The 18,274-nt window shown below is 71.8% G+C and carries 13 protein-coding genes; 6 read left to right on the top strand and 7 right to left on the bottom strand.

Annotated features, from left to right (window positions below; translation table 11 throughout):
- Positions 1–10 precede the first annotated feature (10 nt).
- Both POF73_RS43110 and POF73_RS43105 read right to left on the bottom strand, forming a co-directional pair.
- On the bottom strand, positions 11–1,627 hold the full coding sequence (locus POF73_RS43110) for an L-lactate permease (protein WP_272124895.1): 1,617 nt from the start codon (positions 1,625–1,627) through the stop codon (positions 11–13).
- A 152-nt stretch (positions 1,628–1,779) separates the two neighbouring features.
- Positions 1,780–2,157: a DUF3499 domain-containing protein gene (locus POF73_RS43105; protein WP_030053098.1), complete on the bottom strand. Its 378-nt coding sequence runs from the start codon at positions 2,155–2,157 to the stop codon at positions 1,780–1,782.
- A gap of 342 nt (positions 2,158–2,499) precedes the next feature.
- Between POF73_RS43105 and POF73_RS43100 the strand changes: the two genes are divergently transcribed.
- Complete coding sequence (locus POF73_RS43100; protein WP_272124894.1) at positions 2,500–2,943, top strand: metallopeptidase family protein; 444 nt, start codon at positions 2,500–2,502, stop codon at positions 2,941–2,943.
- A 245-nt stretch (positions 2,944–3,188) separates the two neighbouring features.
- Here the strand turns inward: POF73_RS43100 and POF73_RS43095 are convergent, their stop codons facing one another.
- The 3 genes from POF73_RS43095 to POF73_RS43085 all read right to left on the bottom strand — a co-directional run bounded on the left by POF73_RS43095 (position 3,189) and on the right by POF73_RS43085 (position 8,865).
- Positions 3,189–4,700, bottom strand: a complete 1,512-nt coding sequence (locus POF73_RS43095) for a DUF5719 family protein (protein WP_272124883.1) — start codon at positions 4,698–4,700, stop codon at positions 3,189–3,191.
- Entirely contained in the window at positions 4,697–8,404 is a 3,708-nt protein-coding gene (locus tag POF73_RS43090) for a glycosyltransferase family 2 protein (protein ID WP_272124882.1), read from the bottom strand. The genes POF73_RS43095 and POF73_RS43090 overlap by 4 nt, the downstream gene beginning before the upstream one ends.
- Positions 8,405–8,601: 197 nt before the next feature.
- Positions 8,602–8,865, bottom strand: a complete 264-nt coding sequence (locus tag POF73_RS43085; protein WP_003975777.1) for a WhiB family transcriptional regulator — start codon at positions 8,863–8,865, stop codon at positions 8,602–8,604.
- 654 nt (positions 8,866–9,519) lie between these two features.
- Between POF73_RS43085 and POF73_RS43080 the strand changes: the two genes are divergently transcribed.
- The 4 genes from POF73_RS43080 to POF73_RS43065 all read left to right on the top strand — a co-directional run bounded on the left by POF73_RS43080 (position 9,520) and on the right by POF73_RS43065 (position 13,927).
- A complete protein-coding gene (locus tag POF73_RS43080) occupies positions 9,520–10,026 on the top strand; it encodes a cysteine dioxygenase (RefSeq protein WP_272124880.1) in 507 nt (168 codons plus the stop codon).
- 33 nt (positions 10,027–10,059) lie between these two features.
- Complete coding sequence (cofD, locus tag POF73_RS43075) at positions 10,060–11,019, top strand: 2-phospho-L-lactate transferase (protein WP_272124879.1); 960 nt, start codon at positions 10,060–10,062, stop codon at positions 11,017–11,019.
- Entirely contained in the window at positions 11,016–12,326 is a 1,311-nt protein-coding gene (locus POF73_RS43070; protein WP_272124878.1) for a coenzyme F420-0:L-glutamate ligase, read from the top strand. The genes cofD and POF73_RS43070 overlap by 4 nt, the downstream gene beginning before the upstream one ends.
- Before the next feature lie 599 nt (positions 12,327–12,925).
- Positions 12,926–13,927: a DNA-3-methyladenine glycosylase family protein gene (locus POF73_RS43065; protein ID WP_272124877.1), complete on the top strand. Its 1,002-nt coding sequence runs from the start codon at positions 12,926–12,928 to the stop codon at positions 13,925–13,927.
- A 362-nt stretch (positions 13,928–14,289) separates the two neighbouring features.
- Here the strand turns inward: POF73_RS43065 and POF73_RS43060 are convergent, their stop codons facing one another.
- Both POF73_RS43060 and POF73_RS43055 read right to left on the bottom strand, forming a co-directional pair.
- Complete coding sequence (locus tag POF73_RS43060) at positions 14,290–15,372, bottom strand: nucleotidyltransferase family protein (RefSeq protein ID WP_272124876.1); 1,083 nt, start codon at positions 15,370–15,372, stop codon at positions 14,290–14,292.
- A 380-nt stretch (positions 15,373–15,752) separates the two neighbouring features.
- Entirely contained in the window at positions 15,753–17,264 is a 1,512-nt protein-coding gene (locus POF73_RS43055) for a peptidoglycan recognition protein family protein (RefSeq protein ID WP_272124875.1), read from the bottom strand.
- 141 nt (positions 17,265–17,405) lie between these two features.
- Between POF73_RS43055 and POF73_RS43050 the strand changes: the two genes are divergently transcribed.
- A complete protein-coding gene (locus POF73_RS43050; protein WP_272124874.1) occupies positions 17,406–18,161 on the top strand; it encodes a TIGR03089 family protein in 756 nt (251 codons plus the stop codon).
- The last annotated feature ends 113 nt before the right edge of the window (positions 18,162–18,274 follow it).

Genomic DNA, 18,274 nt, shown 5'->3' with positions numbered 1-18,274 from the left:
AGCGCTGACGTCAGGGCAGCATCCAGCCCAGCACCGGTGAGCTCTGTCCGACCACGATCAGGCACATCACCAGCAGCAGGCCCAGGCTCCACGGCAGCACCTTCCGCAGCAGGTCCCCCTCCCGGCCCGCCAGGCCGACGGCCGCGCACGCGATGGTGAGGTTCTGCGGCGAGATCATCTTGCCGAGCACACCACCTGAACTGTTGGCGGCGGCCAGGAGTTCCGGCGACAGCCCCGACTCCCGCGCCGCCGTCACCTGCAGGGCGCCGAACAAGGCGTTCGCCGAGGTGTCCGACCCGGAGACGGCCACTCCGAACCAGCCCAGCACCGGGGACAGGAAGGCCAGCCCGGCGCCGGCCGCCGCCACGAAGTAGCCGATGGTGGCCGCCTGTCCGGAGAGGTTCATGACGTAGGCGAGCCCGAGCACGGACGTCACGGTCAGGATCGCGAACCTCAACTCGTCCACGGTGGCGGCCCATTCCCTGACGGCCACGCGCGCGTGCACGCCGAGGACGACGGCCGTGCACACGCCGGCGAGCAGCACGAGCGTGCCGCCGGTGGACACGATGGGCCAGGTGAAGACATTGCCGCCGACCGGCTCCCCGTCGGCGTTCACGACGTTCAGGAAGGGCCAGTCGTACATCTGGGTCGCCTCGGCCAGCCAGTCCTTGACCACCGGGATCTGCGCGATGGAGAAGATCACCACGATCAGCCCGTACGGCGCATAGGCGCGCACCACCTCCCGCCGCGGATCGGCTTCGTCCAGCTCCTCGCTCCGTGCGCCGGTCAGCACGGACGCGCGTACCGCCTCGTCGGCGGGCACACGCGCGTGCGGTACGGCGACCAGGGCGCCCGCACCGGCCAGCGCGGCGCCGATGTCGGCGAGTTGCGCGGAGACGTAGTTCGAGGCGGCGAACTGGGCGACGGCGAAGGTGACTCCGCACACCACGGCGGGCACCCAGGTCTCGCGCAAGCCGCGCCGCCCGTCCACCAGGCCGACGAGCACGAGCGGCACGACCAGCGCCAGCAGCGGTGTCTGGCGCCCCACCACGGACGCCACGTCGTCCAACGGCAGCCCGGTGACCTGAGCCAGCGTCACCACGGGCGTGCCCATCGCGCCGAAGGCGACCGGCGCCGTGTTGGCGACCAGCGCGACAACGGCCGCGCGCACCGGCTCGAATCCGAGCGCCACCAGCATGACCGAGCAGATCGCGACGGGCGCCCCGAATCCGGCGAGGGCCTCCAGCAACGCCCCGAAGCAGAAGGCGACGACGAGCGCCTGGATCCGCGGGTCGTCGGACAGCCGGCCGAACGACCGCCGCAGGATGTCGAAATGACGCGTCCGGACGGTCATCCGGTACACCCAGAGCGCGTTGACGACGATCCACAGGATGGGGAAGAGCCCGAAGACGGCCCCCTGGGCGGCGCTGGAGAGCGTCTGATCGAGCGGCATGCCGTACACGAGCCAGGCGACCAGAACGGCCGCCAGAAGCCCGATGAGCCCCGCCAGGTGCGCCTTCATCCGAACCCCGCCCAGCAGGACGAGCACGATCACGAGCGGCAGGGCCGCCACGAGGGCGGACAGCCCCAGCGAGCCGGCTACGGGCTCCAATTCCTGGACGTACACGGGCGCCTCCCCGGATTCCGTCATGCGGAAAGCGATTTCTCGTTCCGGCATACGGAATGGTCGTGTCCGCGCCAACCGAACGTCAATGCCTGTGCATCACTCAGCGAAACGAGCACACGAGCAACACCCGCAAAGCGGGAGATGACCGACCGTCAGTTGTCGGGCGACCGCAGCACCCGCAGATGCCCCCGGCGCGCGACCTCCATCGGATCGGCGCCGCGCCCCCCGCCTCCGCCGGCCTGGGCCGCCCGCTCCTGCGGACGTGCCGCCTCGCGCACGGCGTTGGCAAGCGCTTCCAGGTCATCACCGCTCGGGCGGGCCGGAGCGGAGCCGTCCAGCAAGCGCACGACCTCCCACCCGCGCGGGGCGGTGAGGCGCTCGGAGTGCTCGGCGCACAGGTCGTAGCAGTGGGGTTCGGCGTAGGTGGCGAGCGGGCCGAGGACCGCGGTCGAGTCGGCGTAGACGTACGTCAGCGTCGCGACGGCGGGGCGGCCGCAAGCGGTGCGCGAACAGCGACGTACAGGGCTCACGACGTTGGACGGTACCGCACTCTTGAGCGGGCCGCGACGACTCTCCCCCAGGTCACTCCACCGTGTCGTGCTGTGAAACACCCCACACGCCCCTTTCGCCCCACGTCGCTGACCTGCACTGAAGCCGGATTCCGGGATCCCGGACGCATTCGCATCCGGTCACCACTCACCACAAACCCCACCAAATACCTCGACATCGACAGTCTCGGAGACATACAGAAACGAGCCCAACCTTGGCTGGATTGGTCATCGGCCGACATGCCGTACGGACAGCGGACGCCACCCGGCCCAGGCCCCACCGCTCGGACACGCACCCGCCACGAGGACTACCCTTCACCAGTGATGGACACCCCTGTACCGCCCCGTGCCGTCGGCCCCGGGCCCCGTCGTCGTGATCGCCACGGACGGGGCATGCGCGGCCCGATCGCACCACCCCAGGTCCCGCTCGCCGCGAGCCGCGCCGATGCCTTCGCCGACCTGGTCCAGGACTCCGTGGAACGCCTCGAACGCCGCTGGCCCCAGCTCGCCGACATCGATTTCCTGGTCCTGGAAGTACCCCGCCTGGACGGCCGGACCTGGAACGACGAGGCGGTCCCCCTGGGCGGCACGATCCCCGCGCGCGAGGGCCGCCCCGCGCGCGTGGTCATCTATCGCCGCCCGGTGGAGATCCGCACGAAGGGCAGGGACGAGCGCGCGGCCCTGGTCCACGAGGTGGTCGTGGAACAGGTCGCCGAGCTCCTCGGACTCACCCCGGAGACAGTGGACCCCCGCTACGGCGAGGACTGACACAGACCGTCCCCCGGTGACGACGCACAGCCCCACGGGCCGGCAGTCGCCTACGGCGGAAGGGGCCGTGCCGGGGGGTGTCCGCCCGCAGCGGCGGGCGTCAGGAAACAGCACCTCTTGAGACGGAGCAACCGCCCGACCGAGGACGGACACCCCCCGGCACGGCCCCGCCCCACCCACAAACCGCAGGCGCTACGCACGCCCCCACCGGACGGCAACGGGCCGCCGCAGGCGTCACACCCGCCCTACTTCTGCAGCACCGACAAGTCCTCGTCCGCCTCAGGCACAGCCACCATCCCCCGATCGTCCGGCAGCGCCTGCACCGTGAAGCCGGGCACGCCCTCAGATGCCACCGCCAGCGTCCGGGACGCGTACGCCGGTCCACCCGACACCGACTCGACGGTCAGCGCGTAGGTGCCCTTCACCCCGCTGGGCACCGGCACCTCGACGTCCTGTGTCGTCCCGGACTTGATCGTGTACGTCTTGGACGCCGCCGTACCGCCCTCGCTTCCGGCCGACGCCGTGACCTTGACCTTCGCGGCGCCGAACGGCGCCGTCACGGACAGCGTCGTCCCCTTCGCCCGGTTGTCCACCGCCGTCGCCCGCGCACCGACGGGCCGGCTCGCCGGGATGAACGCCGTCTCCTGCTTGGCGCCCTTCCCGCGCACCACCCGAACCGCGGCGACCACCGGCGCGGCGGCCCCGTCCGTCGGCGTCAGCACCAACGACCCCGCCTCGCCCCGCATCACGTCACCAAGATCCACCGCGCTCGTCATACCGGCTTTGACGTGCAGCGTCTCGTTCCCGGCCGGCGTGATCACCCCGGACGGCGACGCGAGCCGCACCTTAAGATCCGCATCGGCGTCCCCTGGTGTGAACGCGACCAGCCGCACAGCGGTGGCGTCCTTGGGGATGCCCGGCAGCACGAGGCTCCCCGCAGGATCGGCGGACGCGGCCAGCCAGTCTCCGCCGAGCTTGTCGTCCAGTGCCTGCACCGAGGCCCCCACCCGACCACCACGCACGTTCACGTGCACAGTGACGTTGTCCTGCTTCTCGCTGGTGAGCGTGGACAGCAGAATCGGCTCATCGGAATGCGGCTGAACCTTGATCCCCTCCCCCACCGTGGTCTCCAGGGCCCCGTCCTTGCCGTACAGCTCGATGTCGACGACGGCGACGGAGTCGTCGGGATTGGTCAGATGCACGTAGTCCGTGCGGTCGGCAGCCGTGCTGGCACCCGGGAACCAGAAATCGGTGTCCGGTGCGGTGCAGTTGACGCCCTGCACTCCACGCCCCGTACCCGCCGCGACCTCCGTGGTCTCCTGCACGGTCCAGCCGGGCGCGAACTTCCCGTCGGCGGTTCCGATGAGCGGCGGAGAGTCGCCCCCGGTCGCGTCCTCGCTGACCGGCTTGCCCGGCTCCTTCGCGGTCAGAACGGCCTTACCCGCCTTGCCCGCGTCACCGGCCTTCTTGCCCTTCGCGTCAGCCGCGGCGCCCGATTCCCCCACCCCGGAGCGCAGTTCCGCCTTCCCGTCGTTCCCCGTCCCCTTGGTGACGGGCGTGAACGACGTGTAGGTCGTCTCGGCGAGGTCCGAGGTGCTCGGCGCCGGACACACCAGGCTCGTACGCTCCACGGGCAGCTCGGCGGCCGCCTTGGCGGGGTTCGTCCCGGTCGCGCCCGGCATGGTGAGCGCCGCGACCCCGGTTATGGCGGCGAGGGCCGAGGCACCGGCGATCAGGGACAGGGTCGTGCGGTTCACTGCTGGCTCCCGTCGGAACGCTCGCTGTCGTGCGGAGGCGGCTGCGCCGGGTCGTACGTGGCGTCGTAACCCTGCTGGTACGTCTGCGTCTGGTCGTACGAGGCGTCGTACGACTGGTCGTACGCCCCCGCCTGGGACTGCCCGCCGTACGCGTACGGGTCGTACTGGCCGCCCTGGTAGGGATCCGCCTGATACGCCTGGTCGTAGGCGCCGCCCGCCGGGTACTGCTGGCCGCCCTGGTGCTGCTCGCCGCCGTAGCCGCCGTACTCGGCGCCGGCGTAGCTGGGCGTGTCCCACTCGCCGTAGGACGACTGCTGCGGAATGGCGGCACCGGGCGCCTCCTCCGAAGGAGGAGGCGGGAACTCCCCGCCCTGACCCGCCTCTTCGGCCTCGGCCTCAGCCTGGGCGCGCAGCCGACGGGCCCGTCGGCCCTCGCCCGCCATGGCCTCGGCGGGGACGGGTGCCTCCTCGGGCAGGTCGTCGTCGATGTCGCGGCGACGTCCCGGGAGGGCCATCACTACGAGGACGAGGGCGAGGAAGCCCTGGGTCCACAGCCAGGCGGTGTGGCCGACCGGGTCGTCGTAGGTGACGTCCAGCCTGCCGCCGGTGGCGGGGAGTTCGAAGCCCTGGGCCCAGCCGTCGACCGTGGTGGCGGTGAGCGGCTTGCCGTCCAGGGTGGCCGTCCAGCCGTCATTGGCGCTGTCGGCGAGGCGCAGGACGCGTCCGTCGGCTCCGCCGGGAATGGTGGTGTGGATGTCGACGGGTCCGGCGGCGACAGGCCGCGGCGCGCCGGCCTCGGCCCCCGACTCCGCCCCGGAGCCGGACTCGGCCCCGACGACGATGGCCGCCCGCGACACCTGCCGGTCGACCCGCCACAGCGCACTGCCGTTCTGCTCGCTCAGCCGCATCAGGCCGGGCGTGGCGTCCAGCACGCGCGCGACCTCGCGGGGCGCGCCCTTGTGGACGAGGACGTAACGCACCGCGAACGCGCCCAGCTGGTCGACCTGGTCGGCGCCGGAGCCGGCCACGAGGTTGGCGACGATCTTGTCGAGCTTGGGGTTCTCCCCGTCGGCGGTGGCGAGTTCGGCGTCGCCGAGGCGGGCGCCGGAGCCGCGGACCAGCATGTAGCCGACCTGGGCGGTGGACTCGCTGTCGAGGACGAGGGTGCGGGCCTGGTCGCGGGTGTTGCTGTCCTCGGCGACGAACGCGGGCACCTGCACGGGGTCGCGCCGCTCCAGCGGTCCGTCGGCGCCGCGGATCATCCAGCCGGCGGCGACGAGCAGTGGGCCCGCGGCCGCGGCGAAGGCGATCAGCGCGGCGACCGGCTGGCGCCAGCCGAAGCTCTGCTCGGCCACGCGCGAGCGTGCTCCGTCGGCGCCGAGCACCGCGGCGGCGAGGAGGGCGATGCCGTAGACGAGGGTCGCTGGGCCGGCCCAGGTGGAGCTGTTGGACAGGGCCGCGAAGACGAGGCCGACCAGGGCGACCGCCCAGGCGGTCCAGATGCCGAAGTGTCGCTCGGAGCGCAGCAGGGCGGCCAGCGCGGCCAGTACGACGCCGACGAGCATCAGCCCGCTGACGGTGCCGGGCCCGCCTGGTCCGGCGCCGAGCAGGTCCAGGGCGGACGCGGCCGAGGCGCCGTACTCCAGACCGGCCTCCTGGAAGAAGCCGAACGGGAACAGCGACAGCGACCAGGGCGCGAGGACCAGCAGGGGCACGCCGAACTGGGCCAGGAAGCGCAGGCCGTACGCGGTGATGTCGGTGCGCCGCACCGCCAGCAGGCCGAGTCCGAGGACCAGCGCGATCGGCCACACGATCGGAGTGAAGGCCGTGGTGATGGTCAGCAGCAGCGCATACGCCCAGGTGGCGCGCCAACTGCCGCGTGCGCCGGAGTCGTTCGTCAGGCCGCTCGCCGCGACGCCCGCGCGGGCGATGAGCGGCAGCAGGACGGCGAGGACGGCGGTGCCGATGCGGCCGCCGGCGAGGGCGCCGGTGGCGGCGGGCAGGAAGGCGTAGGCGACGGCCGCCCACGCGCGCAGGAGGCGGGACTCGACGAGCGGTCGGGACGCGAAGTAGGCGGTGAACCCGGCCAGCGGCACCGAGCAGACCAGCAGGATCGTCACGGCCAGCCCGGTCGAGCCCAGCAGCAGCGAGGCGAGCATCGCCACGATCGCGAGGTACGGCGGTGCGGACGGTGTGCCGCCGGCGCCCACCGGGTGCCAGGCGTCCAGGTAACGGGACCACAGCTCAGCGGAGTCGGCCGGGGCGGGCAGCAACGCGCCGCCCGCGAGGGCGCCGCCGCCGAGGAGTTCACGGCAGGCGATCAGCGAGACGAGCAGGAGCGCCAGGAAGAGCACGGGGCCGGGCTTGCGGGCGATGCGCTTGATGCGGGCGAACTGCTCGATCTCCAGGAAGTCCGCGTCGTCGCCGCCGGGCCCGGACTCGATCGCGCTGCCGTGCCGTCCCGCTCCGGCGGCCACCTCGGGGTCGGAGCGGCCGACGACATTGCTCGCGACCTGTTCGACGGTGGCCCGCACGGTCGCGCCGGGCGGCGGGAACAGCGCCCGCAGCTCGCCCTTGTCGATGACGGGATTCCCGCGCCTGCGCCGCCCGGCGATGATCCGCTCGGGGCGCAGCATTGTGCCCACGAAGCCGCGGATCTCGTCGAGGGCCTGCCCGGGTACCTTGCCCACGAGGTAGGCCAGGGTCCGCAGGACCGTGCCGAGCACGATGCGCAGCAGGACCCAGGGCAGGACGGCCGTACGCGTGTTGACCAGCAGGGTGTAGACGGCACCGGCCTTGTCGACCTTGTGCGGGGAGGCGGCGGTGCGGCCGACGCAGTCGACGGTGCGGCGCTCGCGGGAGGCCGCCTCGGCGTGTCGTACGACCGCCTCGGGGGCGACGAGGACGCGGTGGCCGGCGGCGGTGGCGCGCCAGCACAGGTCGACGTCGTCGCGCATCAGGGGCAGTCGCCGGTCGAAGCCGCCGAGTTGTTCGAAGACGTCGCGTCGGATCAGCATGCCGGCGGTGGACACGGACAGCACGGACCGGACGTGGTCGTGCTGGCCCTGGTCCTGTTCGCGGCGGTCCAGGCCGGTCCAGCGGCGGCCGGAGTTGGCGATGGTGACGCCGACCTCCAGGAGCTGCCGGCGGTCGTACCAGCCGCGCAGCTTGGGGCCGACGACTGCGACGTCTTCGCGGTCCAGCTCGCGTTCGTTCTCCACGACGCGCAGCAGCTGGGCCAGGGCGTCGGGTTCGGGAGCGCAGTCGTCGTGCAGGAGCCACAGCCACTGCACCGGCTCCCCGTGCGGGAGTTCGGGCATGTCGTAGGCGTCGTCGCGCCATGTGCGCGTGACGGGGTCCCAGCCGCTCGGCCGCTTCAGATACGTCAGCTCGTCCGGGGTGAGGACGGGCGCGGTGCGGTTGGCCTCCTCGACGGCCTGGCCGAATCCGGTGCGCCGGGCGAGGTGCAGTACGCGGTCGGCGCCGAGGGCGTCGGTGACCAGCTGGGCGGACTGGTCCGCACTGCCGGTGTCGGCGCCCACGGCGAACTGGACGGGGCGCTCCTGACCGAGCAGCCCGGCGAGCGCGTCGGGCAGCCAGCGGGCGCCGTCATGGGAGACGAGCACCGCGGTCACCACATGACGCGGAAACTCAGGTGCGGCAGCGGGGTCGTGATGGGCTGCCGGGTGGCTGTGCACGGACATCGAGGTACGGGCCCCGGTTCGATGGACTGCGGTGGACGCCTGTGCCCCAAGGGGGCAGCGGTGCCTCTCGGACGAGCGACCACACTATCGGCTGGGCATGACGGCGGCCCGCCGCCTGTGGATAACCCACCTGCGACGGGCCGTGCGTGACGTATGTGCGTGCGGTTGTGAGCCGTTTCGCCGGACAGCGGCTTGCTTCAGACAGCGGCCTTCTTCAGCCTGCGTCGTTCGCGCTCGGACAGGCCGCCCCAGATTCCGAAGCGCTCGTCGTTGGCGAGGGCGTATTCGAGGCACTCGGAGCGGACCTCACAGGCGAGGCAGACCTTCTTGGCCTCGCGGGTGGAGCCGCCCTTCTCGGGGAAGAAGGACTCGGGGTCGGTCTGGGCGCACAGCGCGCGCTCCTGCCAGCCGAGTTCCTCGTCCGCGTCGTCGACCAGCAGTTGCTGCACCAGCTCGGTCATGTGCGCCCCTCGTCTGTCTTTCGCGTCCCCGTGATGTTGCCGTTACCGATTACGGCTGAACGACACGAGTGAAATTACAAGTGTGCTGCTCCGGGCGAGTCAAGCCGAGATCTGCTATTGAGCCCCTTATTCACTCTGCGGAACCAAGGCCTAGCGGAAAGTGTTCAAATCGTCATAAACCTTGACAAGCAGGCGAGACCCAGGAGGACCTCCAGCCCTCCGCAGAGCCTGTACGGAAAAGGACGCCCAGAAGTTCGATCTCGTTGCACACGCGCGCGGAAGCGAACCGGATCACAGTCGGATCACAGGATCACAACGACGCCGTGCGCCCGGTTGTGCGCCATGTGTCCCGGCTGCCCCAAGAACAAACCTTTCGCCACCAAGATGAACCGGATGAGGTGAAACCTGTGCCACATCACCGGGCGTCGAGTTGACAGTGAAGGCATGAACCGATGTCCTTATGGGCATGCTCGCGAACTTGGCACTCACCTCGACCCGCACCGCCGGGTCCCACGGTGCTGCCCGCGCTCGCTGTAGCTGTTGCTGTTGCTGTCCCAGCTGTTGAGCCACACCCGCTCCAGCTGCAGGCCGAGTCATCCGTCCCTCGGCTGCCGTTCCCTCTGACCTTCTTTCACTGAGGAACCACCGCAACCCATGAACAGCGACAGCGACCTTCAGATCGCCGGCGACATCCTCGAAGTCCCGCACCTCCTCCAGACCCCGCGCGAGCACCCGGCCACCGTCGCCGACTTCGTCGGCCTGGCCCGCTCCATCGCGGCCGACCGCTCCCAGTGGGAACACCTCGTCCGGTACGACGCCACCACGCGCTGGTACCACCGGCTGCGCACCGGCCCCGGCTACGAGGTGTGGCTGCTGTCCTGGGTCCCGGGACAGGGCAGCGGACTGCACGACCACGGCCGTTCCTCCGGCGTGCTGACCGTCCTGGACGGCACGCTGACCGAGCGCACGGAACGCGGCACGCGCGCGTTGGCGGCGGGCGCGCAGCGGGTGTTCGCGCCGGGCTACGTGCACGAGGTGGCGAACGACGCGCTGGAGCCCGCGGTCAGCCTGCACGTGTACTACCCGGGCCTGACCGAGATGCCGATGCACACGGCCTCGGCCTGCGAGGCGCGTACACAGCAGCGTCCGGTGACTGCCTGACGCGTTGTCGTACCCGCCTGCAAGACTGCTCCCATGCGCATTGTGGTTCTGGCAGGCGGCATCGGTGGTGCCCGGTTCCTGCGTGGTCTGAAGCGGACCGCGCCTGACGCGGACATCACGGTCATCGGCAACACCGGGGACGACATCCATCTCTTCGGCCTGAAGGTCTGCCCGGACCTCGACACGGTGATGTACACGCTGGGCGGCGGCATCAACGAGGAGCAGGGCTGGGGCCGGGCCGACGAGACCTTCCACCTCAAGGAGGAGCTCGCGGCGTACGGCGTCGGCCCGGAGTGGTTCGGGCTGGGCGACCGCGATTTCGCCACGCACATCGTGCGGACGCAGATGATCGGCGCCGGCTATCCGCTCAGCGCGGTGACGGAGGCTCTCTGCGACCGCTGGAAGCCGGGCGTCCGTCTCATCCCCATGACCGACGACCGCGTGGAGACGCATGTCGCGGTCGAGGTCGACGGCGAGCGCAGGGCCGTCCACTTCCAGGAGTACTGGGTACGGCTGCGGGCCCAGGTGCCGGCCGAGGCGATCGTGCCGGTCGGCGCGGAGCAGTCCAAGCCGGCGCCGGGCGTCCTGGAGGCGATCGCCGAGGCTGACGTCATCCTCTTCCCGCCGTCCAACCCGGTCGTCTCGGTCGGCACGATCCTCGCCGTGCCCGGCATCCGCGAGGCGATCGCCGAGGCGGGCGTGCCCGTGGTGGGCCTCTCCCCCATCGTCGGGGACGCGCCCGTGCGCGGGATGGCGGACAAGGTGCTCGCGGCGGTCGGCGTGGAGTCGACGGCCGCGGCGGTCGCCGAGCACTACGGCTCGGGGCTGCTCGACGGCTGGCTCGTGGACACCGTGGACACGGGTTCCGTGGAGCGGGTCGAGGCGGCCGGGATCCGCTGCCGGGCCGTACCGCTGATGATGACCGACCTCGACGCGACCGCGCAGATGGCCCGCGAGGCGCTGGCACTGGCGGAGGAGGTGCGGACGGCTTGAGCGAGGTGTCTGCCGACGGCTACCGGGTCTGGGCCGTCTCCGGGATTCCCGAGGTCCAGCAGGGCGACGACCTGGCGAAACTGATCGCCGCCGCCGAACCCGGCCTCGCCGACGGGGACGTACTCCTGGTCACCTCCAAGATCGTGTCCAAGGCGGAGGGACGCATCATCGAGGCGACCGACCGCGAGGCCGCGATCGACGCGGAGACGGTACGGGTCGTGGCGCGCCGCGGCCCCCTGCGCATCGTCGAGAACCGGCAGGGCCTCGTGATGGCCGCGGCCGGGGTCGACGCCTCCAACACTCCCGCCGGAACCGTGCTGTTGCTGCCCGAGGACCCCGACGCGTCCGCACGGGCGATCCGGGACGGTGTGCGGGACGCCCTGGGGGTGAACGTCGGGGTCGTCGTCACCGACACCTTCGGGCGGCCCTGGCGCTCAGGGCTCACGGACGTGGCGATCGGCGCCGCCGGCATCCACGTGCTCGATGATCTGCGCGGAGGCACGGACGCGTACGGCAATCCGCTCGGCGCGACCGTCGTGGCGACGGCGGACGAACTCGCCGGCGCCGGTGACCTGGTCAAGGGCAAGGCCGCCGGGCTGCCCGTCGCCGTGGTGCGCGGGCTGGCGCACACGGTGGCCGAGGACCACGGGGAAGGGGCGCGGGCCCTGGTGCGCGGCGCGCGGGACGACATGTTCCGGCTGGGCACGTCGGAGGCGGTACGAGAGGCGGTGACCCAGCGCCGTACGGTACGGGCCTTCACGGACGAGCCCGTCGACCCAGGGGCCGTACGAAGAGCGGTCGCCGCGGCCGTCACCGCGCCGGCTCCGCATCACACGACGCCGTGGCGGTTCGTGCTGCTGGAGTCGGCTCAGTCGCGGACCCGGCTGCTCGACGCGATGCGTGACGCGTGGATCGCCGATCTACGACGGGACGGCAAGAGCGAGGAGTCCATCGCCAAGCGGGTGCGCCGCGGGGACGTGCTGCGCAACGCGCCGTATCTGGTCGTGCCCTGCCTGGTCATGGACGGCTCGCACACCTACGGCGACGCGCGGCGGGACGGCGCCGAGCGGGAGATGTTCGTCGTCGCCACCGGCGCCGGGGTGCAGAACTTCCTGGTCGCGCTTGCCGGGGAGCGGCTGGGCTCGGCGTGGGTGTCGTCGACGATGTTCTGCCGGGATGTCGTGCGCGAGGTGCTCGGGCTGCCGGAGGAGTGGGATCCGATGGGGGCGGTGGCGGTCGGCCATGCCGCGGAGGAGCCTCGGGCTCGGCCGGAGCGGGACGCGGGGGCGTTTGTCGAGGTGCGGTGACGCTCCGCTTGGGGGGCCGGGCGCCTGGGGTTCGTGAGGGCGCCTGTCTCAGTGGCGGCTTCGGGCTTGGCGAGTGCAGGCGCCCGAGGTTTGTGAAAGCAGCTGTATCAACGGCGGCTGCGGCCTGGCCAGGGCGGACGCCCAGGGCTCGTGAGGGCGCCTGTTTCAGTGGCGGCTTCGGGCTTGGCGGGGATGGTGGGTGTCTGGGGTTCGTGAGGGCGCCTGTTTCAGTGGCGGCTTCGGGCTTGGCGAGTGCAGGCGCCCGAGGTTTGTGAAAGCAGCTGTATCAACGGCGGCTGCGGCCTGGCCAGGGCGGACGCCCAGGGCTCGTGAGGGCGCCTGTCTCAGTGGCGGCTTCGGGCTTGGCGAGTGCAGGCGCCCGAGGTTTGTGAAAGCAGCTGTATCAACGGCGGCTGCGGCCTGGCCAGGGCGGACGCCCAGGGCTCGTGAGGGCGCCTGTTTCAGTGGCGGCTTCGGGGCTGTTGGGACTGGTCGCGCAGTTCCTCGCGCCCCTTGGGGGGTGGTATGCGCCGTCGGATGTTGTGGTACCGCCTAGGCTCATAGGTCTCGTTGGTTTCTAGTCGCATCCCGGGGTTCTCGTGGCAGGACGTTTTGCTCCGCGGCCCACTCGCACGACTGTGCGTGGTGGGCATGTCGCCGTGACTGCGGGGGTGCCGCGGCAGGCTGCGGTGCCGGGGAGGGTGCGGACGGTCGTGCCGGACGGGCAGCTCGATCTCGGGCTGGTGCTCGGTCCTTTGCGGCGTGGGCCGGGGGATCCGACCTTCCGGGCGATGCCGGACGGGTCCGTGTGGCGAGCCTGCCGTACGCCGGCCGGGCCCGGGACACTGCGGGTCGGCGCACGAGGTGCCGAGGTGCGGGGTGAGGCCTGGGGGCCGGGGGCCGAGTGGCTGCTGGAGCAGTTGCCGGAGCTGCTCGGGGCCGCCGACGATCCGTCCGCCTTCGTGCCGCGCCACCGGGTGGTGGCGATGGCTCGGCATCGGCGGCCGGGGCTCAGGCTGACGCGGACCGGGCTGGTGATGGAGTCGCTGATTCCGTCGATCCTGGAGCAGAAGGTCACGACCGATGAGGCGTATCGGGCGTGGCGGTTGCTGGTACGGAAGTACGGTGAGCCGGCGCCGGGGCCCGCGCCCGGACGGATGTGTGTGATGCCGGATGCGCGGACCTGGGCGCTGATTCCGTCCTGGGAGTGGCATCGGGCCGGGGTCGACAACAAGCGGGCGTCCACGATTCTGCGGGCCGTACGGGTTGCTGCGCGGTTGGAGGAGGCCGTGCGGATGCCTCCGGCTGAGGCGCAGGGGCGGTTGGAGGTTGTGCCGGGGGTCGGGCCTTGGACGTCGGCGGAGGTTGTGCAGCGTAGTCATGGGGCGCCGGATGCGGTGACCGTGGGGGATCTGCATCTGCCGGGGATCGTGGGGTTTGCGCTGGCCGGGGATCGGAGTGCGGACGACTCCGTGATGCTGGAGTTGCTGGAGCCGTATGCGGGGCAGCGGCATCGGGCGGCTCGGTTGATTCTGCTGAGTGGGCGGGTGCCGGGGCGGCGGGCGCCGCGGATGCCTCGGGGGGATATCGGGCGGTTGTGACGGGCGGGGTGCGTCGCGGTTGCTGTGGGCGAGTTTCGCCCCCGCCGCCCCTACCCGTCCCGTCCCGTCCTCCAGGGGCTCTGCCCCTTCGACCCCGGTGCCTTCTGGGGGCTGCCGCCCCCAGACCCACGCTCCGGCCCCTGAAGGGCCTTGTCCTCAAACGCCGGACGGGCTGAAAGAAAACGACCGGACGGGCTGAAAGAGCTGAAAGAGCCGAAAGGAAAGAACCGGACGGGCTGAGGGCACAGAAGCCGGCCGGCGTGCCAGAACAGCCCGGTGCCAGAACAGCCCTCGGCACTCACACCCGCGCCTCGCCGCCGCCCTCCGCCTGCCTGGACATCCGATGCCTACACATCCGGTGCCTACACATCCGACGAAAACCGCACCGCCCCCGCCGGGATCCGCGCATCGCACCACACCCGGACGCCCTCCCTCAGCTCGTTGTCGGCGCCGATCACCGCCCCGTCGCCGATGACCGTCCCCGTCAGGACGGACCGTTGGCCGACGCGGGCCCGGGTGCCGATGAGGGAGTCGGTGATGACGGCGCCGGGCTCGATGACGGCGCCCGGGAGGATCGTGCTGCCGAAGACGCGCGCGCCCTCGGCCACGAAGGCGCCCTCGCCCACGACCGTGCCGCCGGTCAGCTTGGCGTCGGGGGCCACCGTGGCCGTGGGGAGGACCAGGCGGTCGCCGCAGCGGCCCGGGACCGCGGGGGACGGGGCGCGGCCCAGGACGAGGTCCGCCGAGCCGCGGACGAACGCCGCGGGGGTGCCGAGGTCCAGCCAGTACGTCGAGTCGACCATGCCCTGGAGGTGGGCTCCGGCGGACAGGAGGTTCGGGAACGTTTCGCGTTCCACCGACACCGGCCGCCCCGCCGGGATCGTGTCGATGACCGAGCGGCGGAAGACGTACGCCCCCGCGTTGATCTGGTCGGTGACGATCTCCTCGGGCGTCTGCGGCTTCTCCAGGAACGCCGTCACGCGGCCCGTGTCATCCGTGGGGACCAGACCGTAGGCCCTCGGGTCCGTCACCTTGGTGAGGTGCAGGGAGACGTCCGCGCCCGTCGTCTCGTGCGTGCGGACCAGCGCCCCGATGTCCAGCCCCGTCAGGATGTCCCCGTTGAAGATCAGTACCGGGTCGTCGGGCGCGGAGTGCAGACGCGACGCCACGTTGCGGATCGCGCCGCCGGTGCCGAGCGGCTCCTCCTCCGTGACGTACTCCAGGTGGAGGCCCAGCGCCGAGCCGTCGCCGAAGTACGGCTCGAACACCTCGGCCAGATACGACGTCGCCAGGACGATGTGCTCGACGCCCGCCGCTCTCGCTCTGGCCAACTGGTGCGTGAGGAACGGGACCCCTGCCGCCGGGACCATGGGCTTCGGCGTGTGCACGGTGAGCGGGCGCAGCCGAGTGCCCTTGCCGCCGACCAGGAGGATCGCTTCTGTCACCTGTCGTCTCTGCTTCCTGCCGGGACCGGCCGAACTGTCTTTCGGCCGGCCAGTGTATGCAGACCGTTGTGCGGCGCCCTCGACGGCAGTGCGGCGTTGCTCCCGCCGCTCGTCCCCCGACGGCGGTGAATGCGATCCCGCTCAAATCCCCACGTTCCACCCATACTCCCCCCGCATTCCCCCCACACAGCCCCCCCCATCGGCCCCTCATCGCCCCCAGCATGCCTTGCCGCATGGCCCGGCATGCCCGCAATGCCCTACACCCCGGTGAACTTCACGAAGTCCATGACGCCCGCGAAGTCCATGACATCCGCGAAGTCCATGAAGTCCGTGAACCGCGCGAACCTCGCTTCCCCGCCCCCCTCAGCTTCCCCGCCCCCTCAGCGCCCCTGGTAACGAGCCGCCGCCGAGCGGGCCGTGCCGAGCTTGCGGTAGAGCTGCCAGCCCGGGCACTCCGTGGAGTAGCTGTCCCGATGGCCGGAGATCACATTCAGTCGTACGTTCTTTCCCTTTCGGTGGAGGTTCCCGAAGCCGCCGCCCGACCTCAGATAGGTCTTGCCACGCGGGTTGACGCCGGAGAGGCCCAGCTTCCAGGCCGTGAGCCGGGCGATGGCCCGCAGCGTGGCGCGGGTCGGCTTGCTGGAGCCGTAACTGCCGATGACGGCGATCCCCATGCTGTTGGAGTTGAAACCGAGGGTGTGGGCTCCGAGGACCGGCTTCGCCACGCCCCCGGCACGCCCCTCGTAGATGTTTCCGCACTTGTCGACGAGGAAGTTGTAGCCGAGGTCGCGCCAGCCCATGCTCTTGACGTGGTAGCGGTAGATACCGCGAATGAGCGAGGGGGCCTGCGAACACCAGTACTTGGCGCCGGTCGCCGTGTGATGCACGAAGGCCGCCTTCACCCTCTTCGTGTAGGCGAACCTCCGCTCCCGCACCCATTCGTTCGCACCCCAGCCGCGCCGCGTGACGATGCGCGGCCGCGGCCCGATGTGCGGCCTCGCCCGCTGCTCCTGCGTCAGCTCGCCGCCCCGTAGGTCCACCAGTTCCCGCTCGGTCTCGGCGCGGGTGAGCGCGGGGATCTCGGCGGCGCCGAGGGGCGCGAGTTCGACGTTGGCGGAGGCCGCGGCGTCGAGGGCGGAGGCGGCGAGGACCTCGGCGGTCTCGCCGGTCTCGGCCCCCAGCGAGCCGGGGCGGGGTGCGCCACCGGGGTCGCTCGGTGTCTGTGCGGGCTCGCCGGGATCGACGAGTTCGAGGCGAAGGCCGTCGGGCAGGGGCGAGGTGCCCTCGGTGCCCGCTGTCGGGTCCGACTTCGGGGCCGGGTCCGCAGCGCCCCGTACCGGTGCCGGTGCATGTGCCTCGGACCGGCGGTCGTCACCCTCCGCCGTGACCCGCACCTCCACGCCGTTCGACTCCCCAACCCACAGGGGCGCCGTGGAGCCGCGCAGCCGGCCCGAGGTGTCTTCGGCGGTGCCGGGGTCGGCCGCGTGCTCGGCGTTGTGCGTCTCGACGTCCTGCCAGCCGGACCAGGAGCCGGAGTCGACCGCGCGGGTGCGGACCTGGACGCGGCCGTGCAGTTCGGTGTGCGGGTCGTCCCAGACGACGCCGACGAGGGAGAAGTGCCGTACGTCCCGTCGGGGCAGGCCCTGTTCGGTGGGCGCGCCCTGGACGCGGTCATGGGTGAGTGGGGCCAGGGGCAGCGACTGGGTGCTGCCGGGAAGGGATGGCTCGGGGGTCTCGTGACGCACCGCCGGCCCGGCCGCCGCCTCGGCGCTCGTGGCCGCTTCCGCGCCGCGCGCCGGTGTCGCGGTCGCCGCGACGGCGGGTGGGGTGAGCGGGAGGACGAGGACTGCCGCGCACGTGACACCGATCGAGGAAGCAAGGAATCCACGCATGTTCCTGATAGTGGGCAAAGTCATACAAACCTGTCCATCGGGGAATTGACGGGCCGTCGGTCCCCGATTCGCCCGAACCGGTGGCGGCGGGGTGCCGCCAACCGGGGGTGCGCGGGCAGCGGCCCGCGTACCCTTGCGCGGGTGAACGCCACCGACCGCACCCCTGCCGACCTGCTGCGTTCCGCGCTCGCCGCGGATCCCGGACGCCCCCTGGTGACCTTCTACGACGACGCCACCGGGGAACGTGTCGAATTGTCCGTGGCCACCTTCGCCAATTGGGTGGCCAAGACCGCGAATCTGCTGCAGGGCGACCTCGGGGCCGGGCCGGGCGACCGGGTCGCGCTGCTGCTGCCCGCGCACTGGCAGACGGCGGTCTGGCTGCTGGCGTGTTCGTCGGTGGGCACCGTCGCGGACGTGGACGGGGATCCGGCGGCGGCCGACGTGGTCGTCAGCGGTCCGGAGAGCCTGGAGGCCGCGCGGGCGTGCCGGGGTGAACGCGTCGCGTTGGCGCTACGACCACTGGGGGGCCGTTTCCCGCAGCCGCCCGCCGGCTTCGCCGACTACGCCGTGGAAGTACCGAGCCAGGGCGACCGCTTCGCCCCCTACGCACCGGTCGTTCCGGAGGACCCCGCGCTGATCGTGGCAGGCCGCGAGTTCAGCGGCGCCGAGGTCGTCGAACGCGCCCGCGCCGAGGCAACGGCACTGGGCCTGACGGGCCCCGGCTCACGCATTCTCTCGACCCTCCCCTACGACACCTGGGAGGGCCTCAACGCCGGCCTGTACGCCGCGCTGGCCACCGACGGATCGGTGGTCCTGTGCCGCCACGTCGACTCCCTGACCGAGGAGGCGCTGGCCAAGCGGATCGAGGCGGAGCGGGTGACGACGACCGCGAGGTAGCACCGGGCACCCCTGGTCGACTCACCCGGCGCCAGCGGGGCCGCCAACCATTGCCTCGCCCCCGCCGCCCCTACCCGTCCCATCCCCAGGGGCTCCGCCCCTTCGACCCCGCC

This window comes from Streptomyces sp. HD, from assembly GCF_028369295.1.
Taxonomy (GTDB): Bacteria; Actinomycetota; Actinomycetes; order Streptomycetales; family Streptomycetaceae; genus Streptomyces.
The sequence above is the reverse complement of the archived record's forward strand: the minus strand, read 5'-3'. Positions and strand labels throughout refer to the sequence as shown.

Excerpts from the sequence above, each read along its gene's own strand:
- POF73_RS43100 (WP_272124894.1), top strand. The coding sequence starts at position 2,500 with ATGGACACCCCTGTACCGCCCCGTGCCGTCGGCCCCGGGCCCCGTCGT.
- POF73_RS43090 (WP_272124882.1), bottom strand. The coding sequence starts at position 8,404 with ATGTCCGTGCACAGCCACCCGGCAGCCCATCACGACCCCGCTGCCGCA.
- POF73_RS43085 (WP_003975777.1), bottom strand. The coding sequence starts at position 8,865 with ATGACCGAGCTGGTGCAGCAACTGCTGGTCGACGACGCGGACGAGGAA.
- POF73_RS43080 (WP_272124880.1), top strand. The coding sequence starts at position 9,520 with ATGAACAGCGACAGCGACCTTCAGATCGCCGGCGACATCCTCGAAGTC.
- cofD (WP_272124879.1), top strand. The coding sequence starts at position 10,060 with ATGCGCATTGTGGTTCTGGCAGGCGGCATCGGTGGTGCCCGGTTCCTG.
- POF73_RS43055 (WP_272124875.1), bottom strand. The coding sequence starts at position 17,264 with ATGCGTGGATTCCTTGCTTCCTCGATCGGTGTCACGTGCGCGGCAGTC.